Source organism: Nostoc sp., assembly GCF_036917135.1.
GTDB lineage: Bacteria > Cyanobacteriota > Cyanobacteriia > Cyanobacteriales > Nostocaceae > Nostoc.
In genome coordinates, this window is record NZ_JBALEA010000003.1 from 1 (window position 1) to 17,263 (window position 17,263).

At 42.5% G+C, this 17,263-nt stretch carries 18 protein-coding genes; 10 read left to right on the forward strand and 8 right to left on the reverse strand.

Annotated elements, in window-relative coordinates:
- Positions 1-409 precede the first annotated feature (409 nt).
- Positions 410-790 carry a hypothetical protein gene (locus V7K50_RS00655; RefSeq protein ID WP_334956275.1) on the forward strand — a complete coding sequence of 127 codons (381 nt, stop codon included), beginning with the start codon at positions 410-412 and terminating at the stop codon, positions 788-790.
- Positions 791-1,498: 708 nt separating this feature from the next.
- A complete protein-coding gene (locus V7K50_RS00660) occupies positions 1,499-1,765 on the forward strand; it encodes a hypothetical protein (protein ID WP_334956277.1) in 267 nt (88 codons plus the stop codon).
- Between the two features lie 370 nt (positions 1,766-2,135).
- Here V7K50_RS00660 and V7K50_RS00665 read toward each other — a convergent pair whose 3' ends face one another.
- Positions 2,136-2,459: a hypothetical protein gene (locus V7K50_RS00665; RefSeq protein WP_334956279.1), complete on the reverse strand. Its 324-nt coding sequence runs from the start codon at positions 2,457-2,459 to the stop codon at positions 2,136-2,138.
- 255 nt (positions 2,460-2,714) lie between these two features.
- On the opposite strand from V7K50_RS00665, the gene V7K50_RS00670 reads away from it, so the two are divergent.
- On the forward strand, positions 2,715-3,488 hold the full coding sequence (locus V7K50_RS00670) for an MlaE family lipid ABC transporter permease subunit (RefSeq protein WP_334956281.1): 774 nt from the start codon (positions 2,715-2,717) through the stop codon (positions 3,486-3,488).
- Positions 3,489-3,630: 142 nt separating this feature from the next.
- Here the strand turns inward: V7K50_RS00670 and V7K50_RS00675 are convergent, their stop codons facing one another.
- On the reverse strand, positions 3,631-4,080 hold the full coding sequence (locus V7K50_RS00675) for a hypothetical protein (protein ID WP_334956283.1): 450 nt from the start codon (positions 4,078-4,080) through the stop codon (positions 3,631-3,633).
- Positions 4,081-4,478: 398 nt separating this feature from the next.
- Here V7K50_RS00675 and cruF point away from each other — a divergent pair, with 398 nt between their 5' ends.
- Positions 4,479-5,387: a gamma-carotene 1'-hydroxylase CruF gene (gene cruF, locus V7K50_RS00680; RefSeq protein ID WP_334956285.1), complete on the forward strand. Its 909-nt coding sequence runs from the start codon at positions 4,479-4,481 to the stop codon at positions 5,385-5,387.
- Here the strand turns inward: cruF and V7K50_RS00685 are convergent.
- A complete protein-coding gene (locus tag V7K50_RS00685; protein ID WP_334956287.1) occupies positions 5,355-5,597 on the reverse strand; it encodes a hypothetical protein in 243 nt (80 codons plus the stop codon). The genes cruF and V7K50_RS00685 overlap by 33 nt on opposite strands.
- Before the next feature lie 33 nt (positions 5,598-5,630).
- Here V7K50_RS00685 and cruG point away from each other — a divergent pair, with 33 nt between their 5' ends.
- On the forward strand, positions 5,631-6,815 hold the full coding sequence (cruG, locus tag V7K50_RS00690; protein ID WP_334956289.1) for a 2'-O-glycosyltransferase CruG: 1,185 nt from the start codon (positions 5,631-5,633) through the stop codon (positions 6,813-6,815).
- A 185-nt stretch (positions 6,816-7,000) separates the two neighbouring features.
- Here the strand turns inward: cruG and rnhA are convergent, their stop codons facing one another.
- The 4 genes from rnhA to V7K50_RS00710 all read right to left on the reverse strand — a co-directional run bounded on the left by rnhA (position 7,001) and on the right by V7K50_RS00710 (position 9,257).
- Positions 7,001-7,909, reverse strand: a complete 909-nt coding sequence (gene rnhA / locus V7K50_RS00695; RefSeq protein ID WP_334956291.1) for a ribonuclease HI — start codon at positions 7,907-7,909, stop codon at positions 7,001-7,003.
- A 162-nt stretch (positions 7,910-8,071) separates the two neighbouring features.
- Positions 8,072-8,326: a hypothetical protein gene (locus V7K50_RS00700; protein WP_334956293.1), complete on the reverse strand. Its 255-nt coding sequence runs from the start codon at positions 8,324-8,326 to the stop codon at positions 8,072-8,074.
- A gap of 2 nt (positions 8,327-8,328) precedes the next feature.
- Positions 8,329-8,514: a hypothetical protein gene (locus V7K50_RS00705; protein WP_334956295.1), complete on the reverse strand. Its 186-nt coding sequence runs from the start codon at positions 8,512-8,514 to the stop codon at positions 8,329-8,331.
- Entirely contained in the window at positions 8,514-9,257 is a 744-nt protein-coding gene (locus tag V7K50_RS00710; RefSeq protein ID WP_334956297.1) for a M50 family metallopeptidase, read from the reverse strand. Before V7K50_RS00710 ends, V7K50_RS00705 begins: the two co-directional genes overlap by 1 nt.
- Positions 9,258-9,431: 174 nt before the next feature.
- On the opposite strand from V7K50_RS00710, the gene V7K50_RS00715 reads away from it, so the two are divergent.
- From V7K50_RS00715 to V7K50_RS00725, 3 genes are all read left to right on the forward strand, one after another.
- On the forward strand, positions 9,432-9,836 hold the full coding sequence (locus tag V7K50_RS00715; RefSeq protein WP_334956299.1) for a VOC family protein: 405 nt from the start codon (positions 9,432-9,434) through the stop codon (positions 9,834-9,836).
- Positions 9,837-10,041: 205 nt separating this feature from the next.
- The gene (gene ylqF, locus V7K50_RS00720) at positions 10,042-10,923 is read left to right on the forward strand and encodes a ribosome biogenesis GTPase YlqF (RefSeq protein ID WP_334956301.1); all 882 of its coding nucleotides are present in this window, start codon (positions 10,042-10,044) and stop codon (positions 10,921-10,923) included.
- 399 nt (positions 10,924-11,322) lie between these two features.
- Entirely contained in the window at positions 11,323-12,963 is a 1,641-nt protein-coding gene (locus tag V7K50_RS00725; protein WP_334956303.1) for an adenylate/guanylate cyclase domain-containing protein, read from the forward strand.
- 121 nt (positions 12,964-13,084) lie between these two features.
- Here V7K50_RS00725 and V7K50_RS00730 read toward each other — a convergent pair whose 3' ends face one another.
- Positions 13,085-13,729 (reverse strand): Uma2 family endonuclease, encoded by a 645-nt coding sequence (locus V7K50_RS00730; RefSeq protein ID WP_334956305.1) that lies wholly within the window; start codon positions 13,727-13,729, stop codon positions 13,085-13,087.
- Between the two features lie 227 nt (positions 13,730-13,956).
- On the opposite strand from V7K50_RS00730, the gene V7K50_RS00735 reads away from it, so the two are divergent.
- Together V7K50_RS00735 and V7K50_RS00740 are read left to right on the forward strand one after the other, a co-directional pair.
- Complete coding sequence (locus tag V7K50_RS00735; protein ID WP_334956391.1) at positions 13,957-15,324, forward strand: NAD-dependent succinate-semialdehyde dehydrogenase; 1,368 nt, start codon at positions 13,957-13,959, stop codon at positions 15,322-15,324.
- 89 nt (positions 15,325-15,413) lie between these two features.
- On the forward strand, positions 15,414-17,057 hold the full coding sequence (locus V7K50_RS00740; protein WP_334956307.1) for an acetolactate synthase large subunit: 1,644 nt from the start codon (positions 15,414-15,416) through the stop codon (positions 17,055-17,057).
- Positions 17,058-17,263: the final 206 nt, after the last annotated feature.

Consider the following 17,263-nt stretch of genomic DNA (forward strand, 5'->3'; position numbering starts at 1 on the left):
GCTTATGGGTTCAGAAACTTTAATAATTTTAGAGTAAGATGCTTATTGAATTGGCATTTTAATTATTAGTTTAGCATAACAAGTACTGAAGAGCCGAGACTTTGAATTTTCCCCCTTCCCGTTTCGGGAAGGGGGCTAGGGGGTTAGGTCAATCGTTAGCTTTTCCACATGACGTGAAAAGTCAGGTCAAATATAGTGACACTTTTGCTTAAACTAACAGCCTGCACCCAATTTGTATGCCCCTGTAATGTTTCAAAGCATAGTTAAAACTATACTGTAAATTATCAAGTTGTCAATTTCTACCTATCAACTTATTGACAAAATTAATAAAGTAAATGTAGAATCGATAACAAATTAGGTGTGAATCGCGAGGATAGCTGAAGTAACTAGCACTGAGGTACCCCACACTATGCCAACACCTGACGTTTCAAATTCTGCTCAGGAATTATTTGACTTACTTGAGAAAGATATTCTTGCTTGTCACACTTGCAAGGATGGAATGATTGAAGTGAGTATCCGCAAGATCGGAACCGATGAGTTTGAAGTGCGTGTCATCTCTTTTCGAGGTTCTTTTCGTTGCGTTCATGCGGATCTGAATAGCTATTTAGAGGAGTTACCAACAGATACGCAAAGTCAGGTATCTATCTATTGCGATCGCTTTCGAGTGGGATTGAGGGGATTGTTAAAGAATGGGTTTGGACTACTCAGCCTAGACTTTTCTAAATGCAAGAAGGGAAATCCCGCGCCGATATTTGGCTGGATGGTATCTGAATTGTTGGATATTGACTAATTTTGGTTGTTTTTTGTTGATTATTCTCAGTAATTACCAAAAGCCACTGATTTCACCTCAAGCTTTAGAGAAACAGTAGAAAATTGTTTTCGTTATTGAGGTTAACAAGTGAATAGTTTTCCAGCCCAAGAGAGTCTAGAAAAAGACTACAGCAGGGTTGATATGGTGCTAAAAAGTGCCACGTCAACCCTGTTGTTTTTTATTAATTTATCAGGAGGAAAATATGGATGCGAATCGTCACAGCTTTTTATTTCGTTTGACTTCCCGGTTTCTTAAATATTTTGCGCTGGGATTATTTGGTCTAGCGATCGCTTACGTTATGTCAGCTATTTTCGGAAGCTCACATATTGCGATGAGTCTACTACCCTTTGTTTTATATTGGGTCATTTTCCGGTGTGGACTTCTTCTTCTTTGCTTAATCTTGACGACAGTAATTTTTGAATCTGTTCGTTAAAACCTCACAAAGAATATTCGGCTTTCACATTTTGCACCATTTTCAACTAATATCCTCGCTCACTCTAAATGAACAATATAGCTGCTAGGTGAAAGTCTGAATTACTTTGTGAATATTTTTAGAGCCGTGAAAAGCTTCGTCTCTAATCATACCTAATAGTATTGAGAATGTGCTAGAAAATTTTACCAATCTAACACACTAAACCTTTTGACAAAATTCAGGCAACAAATTATCAATTGGAGACGGAAGTAATAATGAAAAAAAAACACAGCAATTTTTCTGTACAAGAACAGTTTCATCCTATCTTAGTGATATTAGTAGCAGGTTCACTCTCTTTGGCAATTGCTGATCCGAACAATCGCCCTGCATACTTCGATATTGTGAAAATTGCAGTCGTTTATTTTTTTGGCACAACCAAGTCCCAAGGAGATATTAATAAGTCTAACAATCTAGATGATTCAGAAATCCCAGACAGTTTAGATAGTAAAAAATGTAATGATAGTCATAAGAAGCCTAAATGAAGGACTGAACTAGTTAACAAAACAGAAAATAGAAGTAAAATCAAAAACCCGGTCATGAAGACCGGGCTTTCGAGCGGAAACAATGGGGCTATATTCCCCGAAGGTTAGGTATAGAGGTTCAGTATAATATCGATGCTCTGATATGTACTACTACCCAGTTGCGATCAATTCCGGAAAATTAGCTAATAATTTTTGACTAGCCTTCCTTTGTCTCTGAAAATACACCAACCGACTGGTAACATCAGCCTGTAGGATTGATAAATATTAATTTTCTGGCTTTTGCTGATGAACAATGCATTTAGTAGCTGGCAAGAATGGCTAACAGTATTAGCCTATCTAGGTTTCACCATCTTCATTACCTGGCGCGTCTTTACCGCCGAGAAAAATTAAAAAAGCTGCATATCATCTCACCAGGGCTTTTTTGCTCAAAGGGCAAAATAGTCCCACCTTCTTGAACCTTGACTCGTTGACGACAATTGTAAACTTCGGTGGATCTTTTTACTCCATCTACACTAACTCTTGCCCTGTATTCCCAATAATTTTTGGCACTTCGGTTGATGCTGAGAATGCAAATCTGGTGGCGTAGCCCGTCGTAGTCATCGTAATTGCGGCATACAGATGCAAAAGCCGGATATACCACAGATAAAGGCAGTATTAATAGAAACACAAAAATTATGTATTTAATCCTGCTCATAAAAAATTGAGTTGAACCATACCCAAAGGCCTCCTGTACTTTGAGGGTAAATATCTAGTGCGCCACGGCAAAAATAAAGCTACCATACCCTAATGCCAATTCGTAATATCCTGCGTTAAGCCGCCTTTGTGCGTCTACGTAATTGAGAAAGTCAGATTACATCTGGCTGGGTTTCCACCATTTGTATCTGTAGTCTTATTTTGGAGAATTGATATCACAATATGTGCAAAAAAGTCAGTCTTAAGGACGATAAAATTGCAACCAAAAACAAATTTTGAGCAATCTTGGATTCTACGCTGTTTTGCAGCAGTACTGCTCTTTGGTCAAGTGTGGCTGCATTTACTCCAAGGAAAAACTTACTATCGCAAGATTCTGCAACATCTGGTGACGGCTGGACCAGGTTCTATCTCTCCAGTTCTCCTTGTGAGCGGTTTTGCCGGAATGATTTTTACTATTCAAACGGCGAGGGAATTAGTCCGATTTGGGGCTGTCAATGCTGTGGGAGGTGCTTTTGCCTTAGCTTTTTGTCGAGAATTGGCTCCAATTTTGACCGCTAGTGTGATGGCGGGACAAGTTGGTTCTGCTTTTGCAGCAGAAATAGGTGCAATGCGAGTCACCGAACAAATTGATGCACTTTATATGCTCAAAACTGATCCAATTGATTATCTAGTACTTCCTAGAGTAATTGCTTGTTGCTTGATGGTGCCTTTGATGACGATTTTGGCTTTAGTTACGGGCATCATCGGTGGAATTTTTGCCGCCTCACAGTTTTACCAAATTATTCCTGAAACATTTTTAGAATCAATCAGAGATTTTTTAGAACCGTCAGATTTGTTTATTATTTTGCTAAAAGGGTTTATTTTTGGAGTACTGGTTGCTGTCATTGGCTGTAGTTGGGGTTTAACTACTAGAGGGGGAGCAAAAGAAGTAGGAGAATCTGCAACAAAAGCAGTTGTTACTAGTTGGGTGTCAATTTTTATCATGGATTTTTTCCTCTCTCTACTGCTGTTTGAACAGCCTGCATTTTGAACCCAAGTATTGAAGAACAAAATTCCCGACTTTTTTAATAAGTTGAGAATTTGAGCTAAAAAGGAAGTTGTGGGTAAGCAATATTGGTTGTGAAGCGTTGGCGTAGCCCAACCCAAGCATCGCTAGCTTTTTTGGGTATAATTCATAAAGTTAGCGGAATTTGAGAATATATTAAGTTATAGGTTAGCGCACCCAAAGCTAAACCTCCCAATGAAAAGATAGACGCAGTGCAAAAAGCTAGCCCTTCCCTAAGACCTGCTCTTTGAAAGTCTATCCTAACTAATATAGTCGCTGAAATGATCAGTAAGGTATCAAGAAATACCTGAAACCAGGCAATCATGAGAAAAAATAAGAAAGCTGCTAAGACGGCAACGCCGAAAGTCCTAGTATTTGATTTAAGCAAAATACTGTAGTAATATGTCATCTTTGGCCAAGGAGCAGTCAAGGTTACGATTAAAAGCAAGATAGCAATTACAGTTGCCAGCCACACAAACTCAGGAGCGTGTGTTTCAGATATTACCCAGCCCAAAGTACTGTAACTAAGCAGTACTAGCGCCAGGGACACCCAAGGAACTCTTTTCAAAATTGACATGGGTTGGTATTCCTAGTACAGGGTCAAGGTTTTATTCCATAACTAAGTGTAGTGACTAAAAACTTGATTTTGCTTGAGGGTTTGCTCAGTTGATGATGGTTGTCCTCTCTCAGCGATATCTCAGTATAAAAGGAGTTTTTCACGATGTCGGTATCAATCAAACAAAAAACCAGAAGCTCTTGCAGATGAAATTATGCAGATTCTGACTATATCGCTTAAACTAGTAAGTCTATCATCATATTTCTTATAGCTTCAATCAATAGGCTGTTATGCTGTTCCCAAGTAAGCCAAACAAGTTTGTCGAGAATTGCGGTACAAAGTAGTTAAATATGTTGTTAAACATTTGTAAACTATTAGCAGCCGAGTAGCCGCGTGTCACATCTTGTTAAGGAATTATCATGAGACAACTTGTTATTGCTGAACGCGTATGCCTCATTGGTCATATCGTGTCAAAAGCCTTTGGACTGGTAGGGATGCTACTGGTCGTACCTAATTCGGAAATAATTTTAAACTTATCACAGGTTGGAGAAACCGCCATACAGTTAAGTCTGGCTGGCGGCGGTGTAGTTGATATCATCTTGGGGACAATAGCTGTCTCTATCTATGCCTACCGGACGTTGGGATTAGGGACTTGGCTAGCATTTATGCTACCGGCGATGTTTATCTCTTTGGGGAGTGAACTACTGGGAACTAGCACAGGTTTTCCATTTGGTGATTATAGTTACTTGAGTGGGTTGGGTTATAAGATTGGGGGGTTGGTTCCTTTCACAATTCCTTTATCTTGGTTTTATGTTGGGCTGTCGTCTTACTTAATTGCTAGGACTGGTTTGAAAGTGGCTCAAAAACCCAGTTGGGGTCGCCATATTGCCGCGATAGCCGTTGGTGCTTTGCTCTTCACTTGCTGGGACTTTGCCCTTGAACCAGCGATGAGTCAAACTTCTCTGCCCTTCTGGTATTGGGAACAACCAGGAGCTTTCTTTGGGACACCTTACCAAAACTATGCAGGTTGGTTTGGTACTAGCGCTCTGTTTATGAGTGTGGCAGGATTATTGTGGAGAAATACCTCGATTAAATTAGAGCGATCGCAACTTAATCTGCCCTTAGTCGTTTATTTAACTAATTTTGCATTCGCCGCCGGACTCAGCTTGGCTGCTGGGTTCTCTGTCCCTGTGTTGCTCGGCTTATTGCTAGGTGTGACTCCGGCTGTGGCGCTGTGGTTAAGGAGTTCAACCACACCTGCTCAAGTTACTGTTGAACCAGTAAGCAAAGAAGTATTAGTAGCAAAGGTTGAAGTTGCCTTGAAATAGTATTGGGGACTGGGGACTTGTACTGAGCGACTTGTGCCGAGCGAAGCCGAGGTAAGCCGAAGTATTGGGGACTGGGGAAACTAGGAGAATAACCCACCCAATGCCCAATGCCCCATGCCCAATACCCAATACTTCGGCTTCTCTACGAGACGCTACGCGTAGCTTGCTTCCCCGAAGGGGTAGGCTCAGTACAACTGCCCAATGCCCCATGCCCAATGCCCCATGCCCAATGCCCCATTCCCAATGACTTTGATTGTAGAAAGCGCCATCTCTCTTTTATTGCTACTTATCCAATTACCAGCAACAGCGATTCTGTTTTCACGCCTGTTAAAGGGGCCAAGACGGCATCCGCCAATAGAACCCCAACAGCCGACACCGGATCTTTTGGGTAAGGTTAGCGTCGTCGTTCCCACACTGAACGAGGCGCTTCGCATTAGCCCTCTGTTGGCTGGTTTAAGTCAGCAAAGCTATGAAGTTCGGGAAATTATGGTTGTAGATAGCAAGTCTAGTGATGGCACCCCCGATTTAGTAAAAGCTTCACAGCAGAAAGATCCGCGCTTTCGTCTGATGACAGATGATCCCTTGCCCCCTAGTTGGGTGGGACGTCCTTGGGCGTTACATAACGGTTTTCTATATAGTTCAGAGGGTAGTCAGTGGTTTCTGGGGCTGGATGCTGATATCGAACCACATCCTGGTTTAGTTGCTGGTTTGGTGAAGACGGCTGAAGCACAAGGTTATGATCTTGTTTCCCTTTCACCCCAATTCATTCTCAAATATCCTGGGGAGTGCTGGCTACAACCGGCTTTATTGATGACTCTACTTTACCGATTTGACCCAGCCGGGATCAATACAGATCAGCCAGAACGGGTGATGGCAAATGGGCAGTGTTTTTTGTGTCGTCGCTCCGTTTTAGCTGCTGTGGGTGGTTATAGCAGTGCAAGGAGTTCTTTTTGTGATGATGTCACCTTGGCTCGGAATATTGCGATTCAAGGGTATAAGGTTGGCTTTTTAGACGGTGCAAAGGTGTTGAAGGTAAGGATGTATGAAGGGGCGATGGAGACGTGGAAGGAATGGGGGCGGAGTCTCGATCTCAAAGATGCAACTTCTCGTTCTCAGTTGTGGGGGGATTTATGGCTACTCACGTGTGTTCAGGGTTTACCCCTTTTAATTGTCTTCACTTTTTTGTTGATTTCTCCCCCACTATCAGACTCGCCTACTCCCCCACTGCTGTTGCTGGGACTGAATTTATTTCTGCTGGTGATTCGCTTTGCTATGCTGATTGCGATCGCACCTTCCTATGATCGCACAAGCGCTAAAGGGGGCTGGTTGTTCTGGCTTTCCCCTTTGGCTGATCCCTTAGCCGTGCTGAGAATCTTCTTATCTGCATTCCACACCCCGCGCGAGTGGCGAGGACGCAAATATAGTTAGGAGTTTGGAGTTTGGGACTTACAAATAAAAAAAACATCCAACTAACTCTTGTGGGGTGGGCGTCTCGCCCGCCCAAGTCATAAGGCGCTCATGTTGCCCACCCCACAAGATTGGATAATTTATTTCTTGGAGTTGGGAGTTAAAAATTCATAACTCCTAACTCATAACTTACAACTCATAACTCCTTATTCCTCTTCCCCTCCTACTTGATCCCCGCGTTCCAGTTCCCAAAGAATTTGATTTCCTTCACGGCGTACCCGTGACACTATCCAGTTTCGCCAGCGCCATTGATCTCCTCGACTGGTAACAGCGCTGGCGTGGACATCCATCAAGTCTGCTAACTCAGAACTGGTGATTAAGTAGCCTTTTTCAGAAATTTCGTCAGCGATACGCAGAGTTTCGACCAAGCTGCGGAGTTGCAAAACCCTCATTTCTGGGGGTTTTTCATCGGTTGCGGTCGCAGTTGGCCCAGTTGATGGTTCCATAAAAGTTATTTCTGGTGCAGAAGTACTGACTTTTTGTATACTTTGGTTAGTTATTCTAGAGTTTTTTTCAGAATCAGCTACTTTTGCTACATTTACTTCATTTGGGGAAGGTAAAGATTTGTAAAAATCTGTAGAAGATAATTGTTGTAGGGAAGGCGTTTTGCCACTGCTATATGTGCGAGCGATCGCATCACAACGTTCGTTACCTATGTTACCAGAATGTCCCCGGACGTGTTGCCATTTTACCTGTTGGGTATTGAGTTCATCCAAGATTTCTAAAAGGTCTTGGTTTTGGACGGGTTTACCATCTGACTTTTTCCAGCCTTTGTTTTTCCAGCCTTTCACCCATTTGGTAACGCAGTTAATCAGGTATTCGCTATCTGTATGAAGGGTGATGGCTTGGGTTTGTTGAGATGTTTGCAGGAATTGTAAGGCAGCGATCGCCGCTTGCATTTCCATTTTATTATTAGTGGTATGAGGAGATGCATCGCCCATTTCATGGATTGAGCCATCGCTGAAGTAGACGACTACACCCCAACCGCCAGGGCCAGGATTACCGGTGCAAGCACCATCGGTGTATATGCTTTGAATTGTGGGTTGGGTGGACATGGTTAGGGTATGGAACCGAGAAGGACGCTAACTAAGGAAAGAGTTATTAGCAGCGATTTTTTTAACAATATCCAGGCTATTATACTGATAAACGCTCTTGATTCTGAACGCAGGCGGAGCGTCTCCGGCTCCACTCCTGAATTCTGACTTCCGAATTCTTCTTTAATCCTCCTCATCAGGCAAATTTTCCATTTCCTCACTAATTAGCGTCTGAAAATCTTCGTCACAATGATTATGCAGATGAACCGCAGCAGCTAGGAGTTCTGCTAGAATTTCAGCTTGTTGGTTAGCAGTTAGACTAGTTAACTGTAACTGGTTAACTAAAGCTTGTACTTTCAGGCACTCTGTACCTAATTCATCAATCAAGGTACTGAGGGTTGAATTGGTAACTGCAAGAGGGCGATCGCTAATCTGCATATTTATTGTCCCAATTTTTTACGCGCTTGTTGGATTGCTTTGCCAAAAGCACGAATCTCTTTTTCCCAATGCTTAATTAAACCTTCGTCAGGAAAACTTTTCTCTAATTCCAGTCTAATCTTTTCTTGATGTTCAGTAATTCTTTTAGCTAAAGATTCAATCGCCTTTTGATGGTGCTTTTTACTCATCACTCCGAGCGATAGGCAAGGCGGAGACTTTGGACTAAAATCACCAGAGATGCGATCGCCATTAACCCACCCCAAAACCAGTAAGGTAAAAGCAAATACCTCTGCATTTGCGCTGTATCAGAGAGTCCAAGGGAACCAGCAGAAGTACTAAATAAATAATCAAGTTGATGGTACGTACTTACACAAGCTTGTACACCCAAAAATTGAATGACAAACCCTTGCGCCCAGCGAGGTGCTTTTAGGGCAATACCCAAGATGATTAAACCCAGTAAGGGAATTGCCACTAATCCAAACCAGGAACGTACCCAAATTAATGTGGAAAATAGCAAAAAACTCCCTAATATTTTTAAACAGAGGGTTGCTGCTGTAAAACTGCGGGAAGCCAGAATCAAAGCTGCACCGGCAAGAGGCGGCCCCATTGGCCCGGCTGCGGCGATGATTGCTGGGACAATTGGCCCTAATGACGACTGGATGCCATAAGTTGCGACACCGGAACCATTGCTGAAAATCTCTAATTTCTGAAACTTTCCCCCGAATAGGAGTGCCATTAAGCCGTGACCCATTTCATGAAACCAGGTTGCCAGGATCGTGAATGGGTATAAAATATAATCACCTCCTGGTACTTGCCACAGTAAAGCAGTTGCGATCGCAGCTGCAACTAGCCAGGTTAGCCCCATACGTTCAACAACTGGCGGAGCTTCTTTGGTGAGCAAGGTTTCAAAATTTTTATTTGGTTCCCTCATACATAGATCGCTCAATTTTGGATTTTAGATTTTAGATTACTGGCGTGTGGGGGGCAATAACTATGGGAATCATAACTAATTACCCGGACGTGATATAAAATAAAATTTCTGTAAGTTTGACATCTCACCAGCCTATGCTATGTATGCTAAAAATTCAAAGGGCAATAGGCAAATATGGTTTTTCAGTACACTAACGCATTTGTCACTATAGCATCGGTGAATTTTGAGAAGTTAGTGAATTTCTACATTCAATTGCTGGAGCAAAAGCCAGTTATTTGGATTCCCAATGTCTATGCTGAGTTTAATCTAGTTAGTATGCGATTAGGTATTTTTAAACCAAAGAACACAAAGGAATCTGAATTTGAAGCGATGTCTAACGACAACCCGCTTTCTGTGTATGCCAAAAGTAAGATAAGTTTGTGTTTAGAGGTGAGTAACTTGGAAGATGCGATCGCTCACCTAACTGCTTTGGGCTATCCCCCGCCAGGAAATATTTTCATTGCTTCCCACGGCAGAGAAATTTATGCCTATGACCCTGATAGCAATCGTCTGATTTTACATCAAGCCGAAGAGAGTTAGGAGTTAGGAGTTAGGAGTTAGGAGTTAGGAGTTAGGAGTTAGGAGTTAGGAGTTATTATTTTCCCAGTCCCCAATCCCCAATCCCCAATCCCCAATACTTCGGCTTACCTCGGCTTCGCTCGGCACAAGTCGCTCAGTACAAGTCCCCAGTCCCCAGTCCCCAATCCCCAATCCCTAATTAGTAATTGATAGTTAATAATAAAAAATGGCCATAACTCAAAACTATAGATTAAACCTGATTCAATGGTATCCAGGTCACATTGCTAAAGCTGAAAGGAAGCTCAAAGAACAGCTAAAGCGTGTAGATGTGGTGTTTGAAGTCAGAGACGCGCGGATTCCCTTAGCGACTCACCATCCGCAAATTGCGGAGTGGGTGGAGGGTAAGGCACGGGTGTTGATACTTAACCGAGTAGATATGATTACGCCGCAAATGCGATCGCTGTGGATAGATTGGTTTAAACGTCAAGGAGAAGTCCCTTATTTTACCAATGCTCAACATGGTAAAGGTATAGCAGAAGTGGCGCGGGCAGCGCAAGCGGCTGGAGTAGAACTCAATCAAAGAAGAAGCGATCGCGGGATGTTACCCCGTCCAGTGCGGGCTGTGGTAATTGGTTTTCCCAATGTCGGTAAATCAGCCTTGATTAACCGCCTGTTGGGACGGCGAGTAGTGGAAAGTGCAGCCCGCCCTGGAGTAACTCGCCAACTACGCTGGGTGCGAATTTCCGACTATTTGGAATTGCTAGATGCTCCTGGTGTCATCCCTCTCAGATTAGAAGACCAAGACGCAGCATTAAAATTAGCTATTTGTGATGATATCGGTGAAGCATCTTATGATAATCAGCTAGTAGCAGCAGCCCTAGTGGATTTACTCAACTATTTAGAAGCTGTAGCCACAGATTTATTACCAAAAAAACCATTACAGTCCCGCTACCAACTCGATTCTCTATCCGACACCGGAGATACCTATTTACACGCCTTGGCGGAACATCGTTACAAGGGTGATGTAGAGCGAGCTGCAAGGCAACTTTTAACAGATTTTCGCAAGGGGTTGTTGGGTGAAATGAGTTTGGAATTGCCACCCAATTAAGCAAGAATAACACCATTTTGGATTTTAGATTTTAGATTGACCCCAGACCTAAATTCATTGGCTCTGTCAATTAATTTTGGATTTTAGATTTATTCTCCCGTTTAAATTCGGGGGTAACTCTTCTCTACGAGAGGCTGCGCCACTTTCGACAACGGGGGGAACCCCCACAACGGAGTGGCTTGACTTGAGCAAACTTTCCAAGACGGATTTTGAATCTTCAATTCCATTATCCAAAATTTAAAATCTAAAATTCCGTGAAATGAAATAATGTAATATCCGTCACCCATAGTTGTCGGATGCAGTTAACGGTGTCATAAAGAAAAGGTGAAGGTTAACTTGTAGGGTATAACTTACCTTAGAGTTGCTTGACCTCTAGCTTCGATGGATCATATCACACTCATGACTGAACTCACGCTACGCCTACAAGAGGGAGATACGGAGACAACGATCGCAGTTGATCAAGATGTCTTTACAATTGGTCGTTTGCCGGAATGTAACTTATATCTACCTTTTGCTGGAATATCCCGCAACCATGCTCGCCTGCTAAAAACGGCTGATGGTGTGTGGACTATTGAGGATCTGGGCAGCAAAAACGGGACACAAGTCAATAAATATCTGGTTAACTATCCCCAAGAGTTACATCACGGCGATATCGTTTTGGTGGGCAATGTTAGCATGGTAGTGCTGCTCACAAGCCTTGTTTCCCAACCTATACCTGAATATCCTGGAACTTCGGATATTAATGAGCAAAGAACAATCCTTCACAATGTCGAACAATTACAACAGCAATGGATTGCAGCTGATAGCAAGGATAGCAACATCAGCAATAAGGACAAAACCATTGCCCGTCTCAAAGACTTAGTAGACATAGCGAAAAATCTTTGTGCGGCAGCATCTATAGAAGAGATTTTTTCTCAAGTGCAGCAAGTAGTTTTTCGTTACCTTGATAGTATCGATCGCTTGGCATTATTAATCGATGTCCACGGTTGCGGCCAGTTGGAATTAGTGAATGCTGCTACTAGAAATATTTCCCAACAGAAACATCTTTCCTCTGATGGTAGTTGGATTAGTCGTAGTATCTGTCAAAAGGTATTTGACGAAAAAGTGGTCATTCAAACCGGTGATACTCATCAGGATGAACGGTTTGCTAGTGAACAGAGTATTTTGTTCAAAGGCATTCGCAGCGCGATGGCGGTGCCTTTATGGGATGAAAATAAAGTTGTGGGCGTACTGTATGCCGATGCCAATTTTTCTTCTTACCATTGGGCAAATGAAGGCGAGGAAGAATTGAGCTTTTTTTCAGCTTTAGCAAACCTTGTAGCTTCGAGTGTGCAGCGCTGGCTATTGGTAGAGAAACTCAAAACTGAAGAGATGATTCGTCACCGATTAGAACGTTATCATTCTCCAGCAGTTGTACAGCAGTTGATCTCTGTAGGCGGATTACCAGGTGGTCGTTTAGCTCCCACCGAGAGCGAAATCAGTATTTTGTTTGCGGATTTGGTTGGGTTTACGGCAATTTCTGAACGGTTAACACCAACTGCGATCGCTCAATTATTAAATAATTTATTTGAAGAGATGCTAAAAGAAGTGTTTACCTACGGCGGCACTTTAGATAAATATATTGGAGATTGTATTATGGCATTTTTTGGCGCTCCAGAACCGCAGCTAGATCACGCCGATCGCGCTGTTGCTGCTGCCAAAGGAATGCTGACTCGTCTTGAACATCTTAATGCCAACGGTTTTTGGCACGAACCGCTACAATTACGCATTGCGATTAATAGCGGTAAGGCTGTGGTGGGAGATGTCGGTAGTTCCCAAAGGGTGGATTATACGGCATTAGGCGCGACGATTAATCTTGCTGCTCGGATGGAAGCAGTTTGTCCCCCTAGTGAATGTGTGATTAGTGAAGTTACTCATAAAATGCTTTCACAATCCTCAGACTTTCAGGAAATGGGAGATTATCGTTTCAAAGGTATTGAGCGACTAGTTAAAATTTATCAGACAAATTTGCAGCAAGTGCCAACAATTATTAGTTATTAACTCAAGTTGGATATTACGCGGCTTGGATTACTAGATAAAGATTGTTTTTATGCAACTTTACATAAAATTTGTATCAGCATCAAGGATAAAGTTTATTTTATGCAGAATCTACCTTTAGCTATTACCTGACTGTGCCAGCACTAAAAATTTGCTCTGCTGTCAAATCTAACTCTGGAAAAGTTGGCGACTGGATACGGCCATTTCCTCGAAATTTACTAACGCGATACTCACCTTCTTCTAAAGAGCAAACCAAAAGAGTAGGTTTTTTGGGCTTGCCAATAAATTCTCTACCGCCCAATGCACCATAATCGACAATCCAGTATTCAGGAATTGCCATTTCTTCTCTTCGAGACGCTACGCGAACATAGTCAGCGTATTTTTTCAGATAATCATTACGCCAGTTTGTACTTACCACCTCAATTACTAAAGGAATTGATGCTGCTTGAGTAACAGTTGATTCTTTTTTCCACAAAGATTCATTAACTAAATTAGTAAGATTTAGGAGCAGCAAATCTGGCGAGTAAGCTGATTCGTTTTCAAGTGGTTTAACTAATACTGTTTTTGGTATACCATACCGCAATCCGAGGCGACTATATTCTAAAGTGATTTTTGTCGATAAAAATACAACAATCTCTTCATGGTCGCCTGTTGGTTGGGGTATCTCAATTATTACTCCATCATATAGTTCGTAACGTTGTCCTGTGTTATCTGGATATTTAGCAACGAATTCATCGAATGTAACTACTTTGCCTAAGACTTGAGTCATAGCTTGATTCCTCAATTGTGCAAATTACAGCAACTTTACTTGGATTTAATTCATCAATATTAATACTTACTGATTGGTATACTTTGATTCAATTAAAATTGCGAGATCGTAATATTCAGCAGCTAATTTTTGGCTAAAAGACTAGAATTTGGATGGTAGCTTCCTCAATTTATATGTATAACATTAGGAAGCCAACTTCAAGCTATTTTTTAACGGGAGGTCAGGTAATGGCGATCGCCACCATTAATCCCGCCACTGGGGAGACTTTTCAAACCTTTGAGCCACTCAATGATGTAGAAATTAACACTAAACTCGATTTAGCCAATCAGACTTTTGAACAGTATCGTCAGACTAGTTTTTTGACGCGATCGCACGCTCTTCAAAAAGCTGCTGATATTTTAGAGCAAGACAAAGCAGAATTTGCTAAGTTAATGACTCTGGAAATGGGTAAACCATTTAAAGCTGCGATCGCGGAAGTTGAAAAATGCGCCGTCGTCTGTCGCTATTATGCCGAACACGCCCCTAGTTTTCTCGCTGATACCAGTGTAAAAACGGATGCCAGCCAAAGTTTTGTGCGTTATCAACCAATGGGTGCGATTCTCGCGGTGATGCCGTGGAATTTCCCTTTTTGGCAAGTGTTCCGCTTTGCTGCACCCGCACTGATGGCGGGGAATGTCGGCTTACTCAAACACGCTTCCAATGTGCCGCAGTGCGCCTTGGCAATTGAAGAGATTATCCGACGGGCAGGTTTTCCTGAAGGTGCTTTTCAAACCCTATTAATAGGCGCTGCCAAAGTTGCCGATTTAATTGCTGATGACCGCGTAAAAGCTGCCACCTTGACAGGAAGCGAACCAGCAGGGATATCCCTCGCCGTCGCCGCCGGCAAACAAATTAAAAAAACCGTTTTGGAATTAGGAGGAAGTGACCCATTCATTGTGTTAGAAAGTGCTGACTTAGAGACAGCAGTTGTCACAGCTACTACAGCGCGGATGTTGAATAACGGGCAATCATGTATTGCAGCGAAACGTTTTATTATCGCAGAGGCGATCGCAGACAAATTTGAAAAATTGCTTTTAGAAAAATTCGAGGCGCTAAAAGTAGGCGATCCTATGGAACCAGATACCGATTTAGGCCCACTGGCGACACCTGGTATTCTCCAGGATTTAGATCAACAAGTGCAAGCTGCCACAAAAAGCGGTGGTAAAGTCCTCATTGGTGGACATCCTTTATCAGATCGTCCCGGTAACTTTTATCCGCCAACGATTATCATAGATATCCCGCCTGAGGCACCAATTGCCAAAGAAGAATTTTTTGGGCCGGTAGCCTTGTTATTCCGGGTTCCTGATATCGATGCTGCCATTAAACTCGCTAATGACAGCCCCTTTGGATTAGGTGCAAGTGCTTGGACAACCAACGACCAAGAGAGCGATCGCTTAGTTGAGGAAATCGAAGCCGGTGCCGTGTTTATCAACAGTATGGTCAAATCTGATCCTCGGTTGCCCTTTGGTGGCATCAAGCGTTCTGGATATGGCAGAGAATTGAGTATCCAGGGTATACATGAGTTTGTCAACGTGAAAACCGTGTGGGTTAAATGATTAGTCATTAGTCATTGGTCATTAGCCAAAAAAATGACTAATGACTAATGACGAAGGACAAATGACTAAATAAATAGTTAGGAAATAAAATGAATACAGCAGAATTATTGGTGCAGTGCCTAGAAAATGAAGGAGTGCAATATATTTTTGGACTCCCTGGCGAAGAAAACCTGCACGTTTTGGAAGCGTTAAAACATTCTTCGATTAAATTTATTACAACTCGTCATGAACAGGGTGCAGCATTCATGGCCGATGTTTATGGACGCCTAACAGGAAAAGCTGGAGTGTGTCTTTCTACTCTTGGCCCTGGGGCAACCAATTTGATGACTGGGGTAGCAGATGCTAACCTCGATGGTGCGCCCTTAGTGGCGATTACCGGTCAAGTGGGAACAGATAGAATGCACATTGAATCCCATCAGTATTTAGATTTGGTGGCAATGTTTGCACCTGTTACCAAGTGGAATAAGCAGATTGTGCGACCGAGTATTACACCCGAAGTAGTGCGGAAAGCATTTAAGCGATCGCAATCCGAAAAACCTGGTGCAGTTCACATCGATTTGCCAGAAAATATTGCTGCCATGCCCGTCGAAGGCAAACCTTTACGTAAGGATAATAGCGAAAAAACCTATGCATCTTTTGCTAGCATTCGGGCAGCAGCCGCCGCAATTTCCCAAGCAGTTAACCCATTAATCTTAGTTGGAAATGGGGCAATTCGCGCTCATGCCAGTGATGCAGTAACACAATTTGCTACCTTGCTAAATATACCTGTTGCTAATACCTTCATGGGTAAAGGCGTGATTCCCTACACACATCAATTAGCATTGTGGTCAGTGGGATTACAGCAAAGAGATTTTATTACCTGTGGGTTTGATAACACCGATTTAGTAATTGCCATCGGCTATGATTTGATTGAATTTTCCCCGAAGAAATGGAATCGTAATGGTGAAATTCCCATTGTGCATATTGGGGTAAGTCCGGCGGAGATTGATAGTAGCTATATTCCTAACGCCGAAGTAGTGGGAGATATTTCCGATTCCCTCTATGAAATTTTAAAATTAGCAGACAGACAAGGTAAACCCGATCCCTTTGCTATTAGCTTAAGATCAGAGATTCGCGCTGATTACGAACAGTACGCCCATGATGACGGATTTCCTATTAAGCCACAAAAGTTAATTTATGACTTACGGCAAGTGATGGGGCCAGATGATATCGTCATCTCTGATGTTGGCGCACATAAAATGTGGATGGCGCGTCATTATCATTGCCATAGCCCTAATACTTGCATAATTTCCAACGGCTTCGCGGCTATGGGTATTGCTATTCCTGGCGCTTTAGCAGCAAAACTCGTTCATCCTAAGCGCAAAGTCGTTGCTGTCACAGGCGATGGCGGCTTTATGATGAATTCTCAGGAATTAGAAACAGCCTTGCGTGTTGGTACGCCCTTTGTCACCATAATTTTTAATGATGGTGGCTATGGGTTAATTGAGTGGAAGCAAGAAAATCAATTTGGCAAAGGAAACTCCGCTTTTGTGCATTTTAGCAATCCTGATTTTGTCAAATTTGCCGAAAGTATGGGTTTAAAAGGCTACCGAGTTGAATCAGCTTTAGATTTGATTCCCACTCTGAAAGAAGCCCTCGCTCAAGATGTACCCACCGTCATAGATTGTCCCGTAGATTATCGAGAGAACCACCGCTTTAGTCAAAAAGCCGGCGAGATGAGTTGTGGGGTGTAAAAATTAGAGACGCGATTAATCGCGTCTGTACAAGAGTTAGGAGTTATTTATTCCTAACTCCTTTAGTGTTTTGGTAGGTTGCGTTACGCCAAAGGCTAACGCACCGCTTTACTTCACTTCATTTATAGAGATATTTCTTCTCCTTCTTCGCGTTCTTCGCGTTCTTTGCGTCCTTTGCGGTTCGTAAAAAAACCATGAAGTTGTAA